This window comes from Nostoc sp. (assembly GCF_036916985.1).
Taxonomy (GTDB): Bacteria; Cyanobacteriota; Cyanobacteriia; order Cyanobacteriales; family Nostocaceae; genus Nostoc.
Window position 1 is genome coordinate 237410 of sequence record NZ_JBALFD010000018.1, and the last position, 12363, is coordinate 249772.

Consider the following 12363-nt stretch of genomic DNA (forward strand, 5'->3'; position numbering starts at 1 on the left):
CCACATAACGTGAAAAGTCAGGTTAGGAGTGAGGAGTTAAAATTCATAACTCCTAACTCTCAACTCCTAACTCTTGTAAGCGTCGCAGTTGAATTTGATGCAGGCGTGGGCCAACAATTGAGACGACAGTGAATTCGAGATTTTGATAACAGAATATTTCGCCTTTGACAGGAATTTTCTGTAACTCGTACAGCAAAAAGCCCCCTAGTGTTTGGTATTCTCTGGTCAGGGGCAAATTGAGATGCAAAACTTCGTTGAGGTCTTCGAGGTTGATTTGTGCCTGCACCAAAAATTTCTGCTCATCTAACATCTGAATCAATAATTCGTCGCTGTTTTCAGGTTCGCTTGCGTCGCCAATAATTTCGGCAATGACATCTTTGATTGTCACTAGTCCCACAGTACCGCCAAATTCATTCACTACCATGACCATAGCGGGCTTCTCTTGCTGCATCATGGGCAAAAGTTCACTCAAGGGCGTATGTTCTGGAACAAACCGGGCGGGACGCATCCAAGGTTGAATCTGTGTCTCTAAACTGAGTTTTCCTACAGCTAAAGGTTGTGCCAAATCTTTAAAATAAACAATGCCGCGAACATCATCCAAAGATTCGCCAATTACTGGGTAGCGAGAGTAACCAGTAGAAGCCATTTCCCTGAGTAATGCTTGGAAAGTTGCGTCTTTTGGCAGCGTGATAATACTGGTGCGGGGGATCATCACATCTTGGGCCATGACATCGCCAAACTCAAAAACATTATTGAGCAATTCTCGCTCTGCACGCTGTAAACCAGTAGATCCCCATTCTGTAGAGATAATTAGTTGCAATTCTTCAGGAGTTACAGGCGGTCTCCAGCCTTGACCTGTGTATTGGATGCCAAAAATTCGCAATAAAAAACGAGTTGATTGGTTGAGAATCCAGATGAAGGGGCCAAAAAAACGCACGATCGCTTTTACTGAAGGCCCCAAAAACCTCGCTAGCTGTTCTGAGTACAACATGGCTAAGGATTTGGGGCATAGTTCTCCGATCACAATTTGCAAATAGGCAATTAAGAAAAAGGCAATAGGAATTGATAGGGAATGTGCTATGAAGGTAGTCATGCTAACTGGTAAAGGCCAGGATCTCAACCAGGCATTAACCAGGACAACAATCGTACTTTCGCCAATCCATCCCAGCGCCAAACTAGAGAGGGTAATACCTAACTGGGTGGTAGATAGCAGTCGGTCAATACTGCGTTGTAGCATTTCTACAGCGATCGCAGGAATATCCCCAGCCTTAACTAACTGGTGAATACGCGATCGCCGCACGCTGACCATCGAAAATTCCGCCGTCACAAAAAAGGCATTTATGGCAATCAGTAGTAGCACTGATAACAACCGCAGCGCCACGTCTGTCCAAATTAAATTAGGAAAACCACTCACTGCCAAAGCTCGTGTAAAACTCACGTCCTCCATTTAGGGGGAATGGGGATTGGGTATCAGGGATTGGGTATTGGGAAGAATTCAGTCCCTAGTCACCAGTCCCCAGTCCCCAGTCCCCGATCCCCAATCTACCTTCCTACCGGAATATTCGATGCCTCTAGCTTCAATTGTTGAGCAGGATAATCAGTAAGAGCAAGTGATATTTTCTTGACATCATCAAGTAAAGCTGTGGGAATGCTCACTGTACCTGAAAATGCTGGCCCATTTACAGGCAATTCTGTTGGTAAGCCCTCTGTACTCGCACTTAGGGTTCGTCCTTTGTCATCAGTAACATCTAAAAAACTATACAGGAAGCGTACAGAATCCTTACCTTTGTTCTGCATTTTCACTTTCAGTAGCAAATCACCACCAGAGTAGTGAGCAGATTGCACAATCATGGTTACACCCTGACTTTGGGCAGTAACCGGAAAACCTGGCAGGGGTTTTTCTTCAACCACTTCTGGGGGTTTTTCCTCTGGCTTCTGCTTGCTGCTATTGGTTTCTTCATCATCTTCCTCTAGCTTTTCAGATTTAGCCGCCTTGGTTTTACCCTCAACTCGTGCCTTGACAATTTTCAGAATCTCTTCCTCTTTTAATAGCACTAGCCCCCCCTGTTGGGAGCTATTTGCCTTATTGCTGGCAAATTTGGTTGTGGGACGCCCATCTGGTGTAGTAACGCCTTTAAGTGCTGAACTCCCCAGTTCAAAGCCCAAAAACGCGCTCACAGAGCCGGCTCCCATCATCAGAATTAGCAAAATCAAAGTAAGAAGTACAGTAGAATTTATTTTCATCGCTGACAAGCTATCACAATAGAATGCTGGTCTATCTAAGAATAGTGAAGCTTTTGACCTCAATCCTTAAAGGAACTTAATCAATATTAGTTTGCACTATATCTATGATCAAATTATGTAGTATAAAAAGCTGGTAAATTATTGTCCAGTCTTCACAAGCCGAAAATTTGTGATATAATTATGGAATTGGCTAATAACTCAGTGCGTGAGTTATTTTCCTCACTCTAAAATTAATTAGCAAATAAAGTTGACCTAAGAGTTAAAGCAATTTACTCCTAGCAATCCGAAACCCAGCAAAACATGCGCCTTTGGCCGATTGGGGAGGCAGCGAACTCATAATTCGCCTTAAGGCTGGTTCGATTCCAGCAGGGCGCACTAAATCATCGAAAATTAGTAATAGAGGGTATGGGGCATTGGGCACGGGCACTTGTAGTGAACGTTGCTGAAATGTTGGTTAGTAATTATTCTCCCATCCTCCCCACTCCCTAATCCTACCGAGATGGTAAAGTTTCAAACCTGAATTCAGTTCCTAGTTTGAGTTTGTTGCTATTCAAACGAGGAGACATCATTAGCGATGTGTCATAAGGATTTGGTAAATCAGGAGTACGAATATAAGGATCGTTGCCGACTTGCTGAGTCAGGACATCATGATATAAAGTGTTAACCAATTCAGCATCGTGGGCAATTTCATTTTCTGGGAAGGAACCACCGAAACTGGAACCAGATCCGAATAATGAGTCTAGCTGACGCTTGAGGCTGCCATTTTCGTAGAAATTGCGATCATGACTAAAATAAGCTCGTTCAAAGACATCACTCGTCGTTTCATAATTGGGTGTTGCCGTTTGGGCAGATGCAACTGAGGGAAAAGCAATACCAGCAGCAAGCAGCACTAATAAACCACCAAAGGTTTTGAATTTTATACCCACGTTTCTGACTCCTCAATTTTTGGGCAATCTTAATTTATGCTTAAGTTCAGAACTCTGATAAGTTCAACCTTTGGTGTAGCACAATTTTTAATGTTTTGTAATGACGTATCCTACTGAAACTCTTACCCACTCAGATATTTGGGCAACCACTCCTGATTTGACTATTTTGCGCCACAAGCTACTAGATTTATTTTGCCAACTTGCTTATCAAGAAGGTGATTTTCTCCTCTCTTCTGGGCTGCGTAGTTCTTATTACGTCAACAAGACACAGGTAACACTCCATCCTCAAGGCGCTTTGGCAGTTGGACGCTTGTTGTTCCCTTTATTACCTGTAGATACACAGGCTGTAGGTGGTTTAACAATGGGGGCTGATCCAATTGTGACAGCAGTGAGTATAGTTTCTGTTTATGAAAACCGACCGATACCAGCGCTGATTATTCGCAAGGAAGCCAAGGGTTACGGGACGAGAGCTTATATAGAAGGCCCTAGTTTACCTGAAGGTGCAAAAGTAGTAGTTTTGGAAGATGTGGTGACAACTGGGCAATCTGCTCTGAAAGCGGTTGAGCGTCTTAAGGATGCAGGTTATACCGTAAGTCAAGTAATTTCACTAGTAGACAGAGAGCAAGGGGGAGGTGAGTTGTATCAGTCAACCGGGTTGAAGTTTGAAACTTTATTTTCGATTCAGGAAGTTCAGGAACGCTACCGACAACTTGCGAATTCATAAATAAGGGGACTTGTATTAATTCGTAATTCGTAATTCGTAATTAGGAATTGGTATAAGTTCTGAATATAAAATATTCGTTTTGGTTATCGATTTTAGCAAACATACTTTAATTAAAAAAGAGCGATCGCCTGAAATAAAATAATATCCCAGCCTCAATAAAGCTTATTGCTCATAATGATATTTGCAAGTCAAAATAATCAATCTTCCTCAATTTTATAAGTTTGTGCTTCAAAGGTAATTTTTTCATATTCATCTAAATTAACAGAAATTAAGTTACCTTTTTCTACATTTTATAAAGCTTTGAGTAGATGTTTTTTGTTAGTTTCTGATTTCAGAAGATAGGTAGTTTCGTCTTCTTCAGATGATGATTCAACTAGCATAATGACTTGTACTAAAGTTTTCGCATCTTTCCCACCTTATTGTAACTGTATTTGAGTGAGATGAATTGGAGCGATCGCTTGCTTTTCTTTCTTGGCGTCTTGGCGGTTCGTTAAAAAGAGCGATCGCTATTAGACAGAATAGAACTCAAATTGGGAATACTGAGTAAAGCGCAGGTATTTGCTGTTTAGAGGCAAAGTGGTTTATTGCTAAATATCGCGCTACTGACAATTTAGCAACTAGGAGAAGATCGTGAGTTTACCAGTTACAGTGACTTTTATGCTTGCTGATTGGATTGCCAAAGGATTGGCAGATGGAACTTTTGAAAGGGTAGGGGGTGTTATCCGAGATGTAGGAACAAAACAAGTCGTTAGTTGGTTACGGGAGCAGGGATCAAATAATTCCCAAGTGCCAACACCAACTGATACTCCCAACAATTTACTCAACCTTGTTTTCTCCGGTACAAATCTTGTTGCTTCAGGGGCTAATGCGGCTGCGACAGGAAAAGGATTAGCTGATGTTAACCAGCGTTTGGGTGGAATTGAAAATCAGTTAGGTAAGATTGGGCAAAGTGTGCAGTTCACTCAAGGAATTTTGCAGGTAACTGGTGCAGTCAGTATACTTAACCTGGGTGTCTCAGTTATAGGTTTTGCTGTGATAGCACAACGGCTTAAGGAATTAGAACAACGTTTACAACAAGCACAAAAACTGTTAAATCACATTAAACGTAAAATCGATCTTAGTTTCTATGCAAATTTTCGTGCTGCAATCGAATTAGCAAATAATGCTTTTACAATGACCAAAATTGAAAATCGTAGAAGCAGCGCACTACAAGCTATTAACCGCTTTTTAGAAGCACAGCATATCTACACTGAATATACTGATATCGAAATTGAGCAAAAAAGCCAAATTGCTGATGAATATCTGCTGACTTTATCTTTAGCCTACCTAGCTGAAGCACGTTGCTATTTAGAATTAGAGGAACATGATACAGCACTTCGCCGCTTTCAAGAAGGGGCTAAAGTTATCCGTTCTCGTATTCATAAGTATGTTGATATTCTGCTAACCTCTAACCCCGCAGCATACTTAGATCCTCAGTTAAAAGGTCAGATTGATTTGCGAAGACTGACCAAAATTTATCAATGGATTGACCCAGCTTTGGATGAAAATGCTGTGTTTGAGCTTCAGCGTAAAAATCTGTTTAAAATAGCCAAAGATCCTCAAAAATGGCTATCATCCCTTCCATCGGCAATTATAGATCGTAGTGAAATCCAATGGGGCATATTCGGAGGAAATCCTACTCCACTCACAGGGAGATTTGAAAAAGAAGCTTACAAACGTCTTCCCCAAGTATTTGAAGTAATGGAATCTATGATTGAAACCAATCGCCGCTTTGAATCTTACCAAACAGAAGTACAAGCAATATCCCAACTAGGAATCAGCTTTCATGACTGGCTTAAATTAACTCCGTCTACAGAAATTAAACCAGACGGCGCAGAATTAATGTACATAATTCCATCCAAACCTTTAAAGTTATAGCCTTCCATCTGAACTAATTACAGGATTAAAGATGAATTAATCAAGGTCAAGAAAGCCTCTGGGAGTAATAATCTGATTTTGATATTCGGCTAGAGTCTTGAGTGATAAAAGGTCATGATCTCCTGTGATTAAAAATTCTGCATTGGCATCTTTAGCAAGTTATAAAAATTTGTTGTCATCTGGATCTCTACAGGTGTTTATTTAAGATTTGATTTCTATAAATTGACTGTATTTTTTAACTACATCCAAAAAATGTTGTCGGTCTTCATCTGAGATATATTTATCGAACTTAAGTTTGTAAATTCGTGTGTTTAATTCTTGATAAGTTTCATCGTTTTGAGCAATTTTAAATTCCTTTAATTCATAGATTCAAAGTCAACAAGAAGCCAATTTATTCCATCCATAATTATGGAAAATTTTTCTTCAGGTATGTTTAACTCATGAAAACATTTATCTCTATATCTTTCTTTTTCAATAAAATTAGTGATGGCTTTAATTAATGGCTTTTTTACTTCGTAGTTTCCTTCAGCTTTAGCGATTGCATGTGCGGGTATTTCGTTATTTATACGCAATATCGCTAAGTCAATCAAATCTCTAGATTGTGTACTTGAATCATTCCATCGGTCAGCATTAGCCATTAGTTTTGATGTAAATCTATCGCTTATACTTAGACAAGGTATTTTTGTCCATTCTGGATAAACAGGAGGGTCTAAAGTAAAAATCCCATTGCCTACAATTTCTACTTTAATAGTTGTTTCATTGACTATAATAGGAAAACGAATACCATATTGATTTATTGTACTGTCACCTAATTCGATATCTGTTGTAGTTTGAAATAATGCTACAATTCCTTCATCGCAAATCAAATTTCTTAAATACCTGTAATTTTCAGTTCCATAAGGGAAGAGGAAATCAATATCTTTACTAAGCCTGTATTCATCATATTCTAACGCCAAGAGTGTACCACCACCAAAGTATGCAGAAGCTTTTTTGAAAACTTCTGGATTGAAAGCATTAAGGATTTTAAGTATATTATTATGATGATCAAGATGAAACATTTCAAAATCCGGTAATATCCAAGAGTTATATTTTTTTGCTAAATAATGAACAAAATCCTTTTCTTGTTGTTTTAAATTTTTGAAGGTAGTTTGATGATGCCAATTGCGTTGATACAATTGAACAATTTCTTTCTCACTCATTTGATATACATTTTTTAGCTGCCAACCAATAGACTCTAGAAATGGTAGCTTTTGTGGATTTAGCTTAAGCATAATTAACTCTAATGGTTAAATTTTCTCTAAGTTATGATTTAGCGATATCCACCTGATTGTAACTATTTTTAGGCGATCTTCCTTTGCGCCTTTGTGAGACAAAAAAGGCGAACTTTTTGGGTTCGCCTTAATTATATGCTGTTGATCAATCCAAACCAAAATCTAAATCTTCGCTTCTTCTCTCACCAACTTATCCCAACCCAAATCTTTCAAATTATTATTCCGACGCAACGGACGAGTCACCAACTCTAACATGTCACGTGCATTCGTAAAGCCGTGAATTTGAGCAAAAGTGAACTCCACCGACCACTTAGTATTAATACCCCGTGCTTCCAATGGATTAGCGTGAGCCATACCAGTAATTACCAAATCTGGTTTCAACTCATAAATCCGCTGAAGTTGATTGTAATTATCCGGCTTCTCTACAATCCTTGGCAGGGGTGAATTCATTTCCTGACAAGTTTTCTCCAGCAATGCCAACTCAGCAGCTTGATAGCGCTTATCCATGTAGGGAATGCCGATTTCGTGAACTGTCATCCCACAACGGATTAAGAATCTTGCTTGGGAAACTTCCAGCAAGTTATCACCCATGAAGAATACAGACTTACCGCGAATCAGTTTCACGTAATCTTCCAAGCCTGCCCAAATTTGTGCTTCCCGTTCATCCAAACCCTTGGGAGTAATACCGAACACCGAGCAGATTTTCTCAATCCAAGCGCGAGTACCATCAGGGCCAATGGGGAAGGGTGCGCCAATGAGTTTACACTTGCGGCGGCGCATTAAGGTGGTAGCTGTGCGGCTGAGGAAGGGATTGACACCAGCGACATAATACCCTTCTTCCAATACTGGCAATTCTGTGAAGCGCTTCGCGGGTAGCCAGCCGGAAACTTTGATGCCTTGTTTCTTCAGTTCCAAGGTTAACTGAGTAACTACGGGGTCGGGAAGGGAACCAAAGAGAACTAAGGGTGGATGATCTACGTACTCAGATTCATCTTGGGCAACATCTTCTTTCTTCTTACCAAAGTTGAGCAATTTAGCGATCGCATTCCGTTCACTTTTCTCTGTTTCCGCCACCGGAGACTTATCAGGACAACGGTTAGCCATTGCGGCTAATACGGTGTCTTCCCCTTGGGTGAAGGCGTAATCTAGACCATTTGCACGCGCTACAACGATGGGAATCCCGATTTCAGATTCTAGTTTAGGTGCTAAACCTTCTAAATCTGTTTTGATAATTTCTGTAGTGCAAGTGCCAATCCAGACAATTACACTAGGATTGCGATCGCGTTTAATCTGCAAGCACAACCGCTTTAACTCTTCATAATCACTCAGTTGTGCGGAAATATCGCCTTCTTCCAACTCTGCCATTGCATAGCGGGGTTCAGCAAAAATCATCACCCCCATCGCGTTTTGCAGGAAGTAGCCGCAAGTTTTTGTCCCAATCACCAAAAAGAAGCTATCTTCAATTTTTTGGTATAACCACGCCACGCAGCTAATTGGACAAAAAGTATGGTAATTCCCAGTTTCACATTCAAAGCTTAAAGCTTCTGGTTGTTGAGCGACAGTCATTTTGGTTTTTTCTCCCCTTGATATTTAATGGCAGTTCAACCAATTTCAGATTTTAGATTGATAATTTTGGATTGAAGGCTGGGACAACAAAAGTATCCGCTGTCTAACGACAATTTCCCTAATTCCTCATCCAAAACCCCAAATCTAAACCTTAAAATTGCGAAGAACGGCAATAATTAAGCATTGGGGAAGAGGCGGGCAATTTCTGATTCATCAAAAACGCCTGCTGGCAGTTCTTCCCCCAAAAAATCGTTATTTTCTTCAGCCTTTTGCAAAGCTGTTTCATCACCCCAGACATCTGATAACACGTCTTTGAACGCATTCTCATCTAGTGGACTATCTTCAAGTGCCTCGTCTTCATCCAGTTTTACTTCTATTGCAGCTGTTGAATCGAAGGCAATTTCCCCAAACTCATCTGCTTCTAAACTAGAGGTTTGGAGAGACTCATCTTTTGAGTCGTGTCCGTTGGTTAAGGAAGTATCGCCAAAGGCATTTTCAGTTTCCTCCAACTCGCCAATCCCCAGACTTTCATTATCGGAATCCAGGATTGCGAATTCTGGAACTACCGCCGCCGCAAAGCCATTTGTATGAGAATGTGTCAATGTTTCATCTTCAGGCTTTTCGTCAACGATAGCTGCTGCTTCTTCTGCGTATCTTTCTACTTCTGGGTTGCCGACGAAACGATTACCGAGAACTAAATCTGGGTCAAAATGCAAATCCAGTACTTCAATCAGGGTATCGGCGTCAGGATTGAGCTTGGCAAAGGGCAACATTAACTGCGCTAGCTTTGGCTCTAGGGCGTTAAGAACTCCCAGGATGAGGTAAGAAGGTGGTCGCTTCCCGCCATCAGGGGTGTACACTGATTCCACTTCCATGTGCAGGGTAATCCAGTCTCGATTATTCTGGAAAAATTGCAACCACTTTTGCTTTATTGAATCTGTAAAACTGTGAAAGAAAGCCATATTATTGTCCCCCATCCTGAGAACTTGGTGATTTATACAATCATCAAGTCTAGTTCCTCTTCTGAATTAGGAACCTGGGGTTTACCCGGATTTAGATAAAAATCGGACAACAAAGAGAACAACTCCCGATCTGGTGTATCGTTAGGCACAACACCTTCGGGACGCGCCAGAATTTGGTCGGCGATGTTGAGGTAGTAGTCGCAAACGTAGTCTAGGGAAGGATCTTGCTCTGCCATCTCGAACAAAGTTTTGCCTTTCACACGGGAAACACGGATGTCTTCAATCAAAGGTAAAACTTCCAAAACTGGCATGGGCACAGCTTCTATATATTTTTCAATCAAGTCACGCTTGGAGGTGCGATTACCAATTAACCCAGCTAAACGCAGTGGGTGAGTTCTTGCTTTTTCGCGGACGGAAGCAGCAATCCGATTGGCAGCAAATAAAGCATCAAAGCCGTTGTCTGTAACAATCAGGCAGTAATCTGCATAGTTGAGTGGTGCTGCAAAACCACCGCAAACTACGTCACCCAGAACGTCAAAAAGAATTACATCGTACTCATCAAAGGCGTTAAGTTCTTTAAGTAATTTTACGGTTTCACCGACTACGTAGCCGCCACATCCAGCACCAGCAGGCGGGCCACCTGCTTCTACGCAATCCACACCGCCGTAGCCTTTATAAATCACATCTTCTGGCCAGACATCTTCGTAGTGATAGTCCTTTTCTTGGAGGGTGTCGATAATTGTCGGAATCAAAAACCCAGTCAGGGTAAAGGTACTGTCATGTTTGGGGTCGCAACCAATTTGCAGCACTTTTTTGCCACGTTTAGCTAGGGCGACGGATATATTACAGCTAGTTGTGGATTTACCGATACCACCTTTTCCGTAGACTGCTAGTTTCACTGTTGTTTCCCTCTTATAGCTTTTGGTCAAACTTGTGGCTCAAACATTTGCCTTCACCTTTCCTGAGATGGCGATGCGTGAGGTTTCTTGATTTCATTCTTGATGTCATTATTGGGCAAATTACATAGAAAGGAAAGTGGGTCATAATCTGTAAAACGGTATTATCCGATGAATTAGAGCTTGATTATGTCTATTTAGGTTTTTATGAACCCTAAAGACCTTAAAAGCTCTAAAAATAGATAATAAAAAGTTTTTATTAATTATTTTTATAAAAATAGTTACAAAATAAAAAAAGCTAAAACTGCCTTTTTTGAATGCTTTTCATAGAATTAGCTGATGTTATGACAACGTGTTTTCAAGGCGTTGGGGAGCAGCGTCAAGGCTAAAGAGAGGTATATGTAGCCTGATGCTGGAAATACTACTGGAATTTGCATTAGCGTAGCTCACCGAAAGTATCGCAGATAAATCGCTAGTTTTCAGGCGATAGCTGAGACTGTTTAATTGCTGCTTGAGAGTAAGTTAGGGTGATTTTGTAAAAAATTATTAATTTGCCAAATCTTTTCCAAGAGCCAAGGCAATAAAATGAGACTGTTGGCGAATTCACGGTGGGTTTGACGCCTCACCCCGAAAACATTGGTTTGGTGTTGCTTTCCCGCCCTGAAATAAATTTCGGGCTAATAGCTCAAGTCCGTTTCAACAGAGCCAAATCAGAGTAATGAGGAATGATGGGTTAGACCCCCTATTAATTCGCCAACAGAGTCATAGAATTCGCGGCTACACAAAGCAAAGCCCACCTCCGTGGGCTAAGAGAACAATTTTAGAGTGTGCGTAAGTCCTAAAATTTCTTTCAGTGGGGCTATTTTAAGGTAATCAGGACACCTCAGTTTCAAGTCCGTGGATTTCCTGTAATGTTTGCCAGCCAGCCTGCCACTGGGAGTTATCTTGTAATAATTTGGCATTTATCCAAAAACGGACTTTCGGATCGCAAGCAGCAACCATTTCGGCATAAACCCACTTAGCCTGATTTTTACGATTGACTACTTGGAAGTGCCGCCAGCCATCAACTTTTTGCTGTGCTGTCCACTTAGAACCAACTAGGTAAGGAAATTTTTGTTTTTTAGTCATTTGTCATTTGTCATTTGTCATTGGGCATTGAAAAGAGGCAGAGGGGCGGGGGGCGGAGGGGAAAATTCTTCTCCCTTGCTCCCTGCCCCCTTGCTTCTTCCCCATTGACCAGTCCCCTAAACCAAATCGCCATTACGGGTAAACTTCTGGCAATGCAACTCATTATCTTGCTGGACACATAGCGAAAACCATCTAATATGACTCCAACAGGTGTTGATGTTGTTGGTAATTTTGCGCTTTTTCTTGGAAAGGCGTTGCCTTACGACTTCATTAGGGCAAAGAATTTCTAACGTACCCGTACCATCTTCGTAATTGATGATATGAAATAGACAGTCTTGCAACATAGAACGGCTGCTGCTGTCGAAGAACCGCTTAAACCTCTGTAGCTTTTCCCCTTCAGTCATTTGGCTGGTGGGTTTTATTTTCAAAAAATCCTCATCCTCAAAATCAAAGTCATCATCTTCAAAGTCGTAAGGGTCAATCATTTTTAGCATCCACTATGCGACCTGGGATTATGGTAACTCTGTGTGGGGGCAGGAGGAGAATTGAGTAATAAGTAATGAGTAATGAGTAATGAGTAAATACCCAATGGGAAATGGGAACTACGGGAAAATACGACTTTTACAAGACGTGAACACCGATCTAGGCGATCGCTATCCTGTTCTTACAATATCTATGTGAGAACAGAAATTTTCTTGACTTGGTGTTCTGGTAGTAGCCTCTGATAAG

11 protein-coding genes and 1 tRNA gene are annotated in these 12363 nt (G+C 41.0%); 3 read left to right on the top strand and 9 right to left on the bottom strand.

All coding sequences use genetic code 11. The annotated features are described in order from the left end of the window. Positions 1-52: 52 nt before the first annotated feature. On the bottom strand, positions 53-1447 hold the full coding sequence (locus V7L07_RS07020; protein ID WP_335056272.1) for a hemolysin family protein: 1395 nt from the start codon (positions 1445-1447) through the stop codon (positions 53-55). Between the two features lie 95 nt (positions 1448-1542). Continuing rightward, positions 1543-2244 (bottom strand): hypothetical protein, encoded by a 702-nt coding sequence (locus tag V7L07_RS07025; protein ID WP_179065449.1) that lies wholly within the window; start codon positions 2242-2244, stop codon positions 1543-1545. 302 nt (positions 2245-2546) lie between these two features. Between V7L07_RS07025 and V7L07_RS07030 the strand changes: the two genes are divergently transcribed. Further along, a tRNA-Ile gene (locus V7L07_RS07030) sits at positions 2547-2619 on the top strand. A gap of 116 nt (positions 2620-2735) precedes the next feature. On the opposite strand, the gene V7L07_RS07035 is transcribed toward V7L07_RS07030, so the two are convergent. Further along, on the bottom strand, positions 2736-3170 hold the full coding sequence (locus V7L07_RS07035; protein WP_335056274.1) for a hypothetical protein: 435 nt from the start codon (positions 3168-3170) through the stop codon (positions 2736-2738). 100 nt (positions 3171-3270) lie between these two features. Between V7L07_RS07035 and pyrE the strand changes: the two genes are divergently transcribed. Then, on the top strand, positions 3271-3894 hold the full coding sequence (gene pyrE, locus V7L07_RS07040; protein WP_335056276.1) for an orotate phosphoribosyltransferase: 624 nt from the start codon (positions 3271-3273) through the stop codon (positions 3892-3894). A gap of 630 nt (positions 3895-4524) precedes the next feature. Then, complete coding sequence (locus tag V7L07_RS07045) at positions 4525-5811, top strand: hypothetical protein (RefSeq protein ID WP_335056278.1); 1287 nt, start codon at positions 4525-4527, stop codon at positions 5809-5811. A gap of 356 nt (positions 5812-6167) precedes the next feature. On the opposite strand, the gene V7L07_RS07050 is transcribed toward V7L07_RS07045, so the two are convergent. From V7L07_RS07050 to V7L07_RS07075, 6 genes are all read right to left on the bottom strand, one after another. Continuing rightward, on the bottom strand, positions 6168-7082 hold the full coding sequence (locus V7L07_RS07050) for a nucleotidyl transferase AbiEii/AbiGii toxin family protein (protein ID WP_335056280.1): 915 nt from the start codon (positions 7080-7082) through the stop codon (positions 6168-6170). Between the two features lie 162 nt (positions 7083-7244). Then, on the bottom strand, positions 7245-8648 hold the full coding sequence (locus V7L07_RS07055; RefSeq protein WP_069070721.1) for a ferredoxin:protochlorophyllide reductase (ATP-dependent) subunit N: 1404 nt from the start codon (positions 8646-8648) through the stop codon (positions 7245-7247). A 176-nt stretch (positions 8649-8824) separates the two neighbouring features. Next, positions 8825-9610 carry a DUF5331 domain-containing protein gene (locus tag V7L07_RS07060; RefSeq protein ID WP_335056282.1) on the bottom strand — a complete coding sequence of 262 codons (786 nt, stop codon included), beginning with the start codon at positions 9608-9610 and terminating at the stop codon, positions 8825-8827. Between the two features lie 32 nt (positions 9611-9642). After that, positions 9643-10509 (bottom strand): ferredoxin:protochlorophyllide reductase (ATP-dependent) iron-sulfur ATP-binding protein, encoded by an 867-nt coding sequence (gene bchL, locus V7L07_RS07065; RefSeq protein ID WP_012410753.1) that lies wholly within the window; start codon positions 10507-10509, stop codon positions 9643-9645. 870 nt (positions 10510-11379) lie between these two features. Further along, the gene (locus V7L07_RS07070; protein ID WP_099103731.1) at positions 11380-11634 is read right to left on the bottom strand and encodes a TIGR02450 family Trp-rich protein; all 255 of its coding nucleotides are present in this window, start codon (positions 11632-11634) and stop codon (positions 11380-11382) included. A 116-nt stretch (positions 11635-11750) separates the two neighbouring features. Beyond that, positions 11751-12119 (bottom strand): hypothetical protein, encoded by a 369-nt coding sequence (locus V7L07_RS07075; protein WP_335056284.1) that lies wholly within the window; start codon positions 12117-12119, stop codon positions 11751-11753. Positions 12120-12363: the final 244 nt, after the last annotated feature.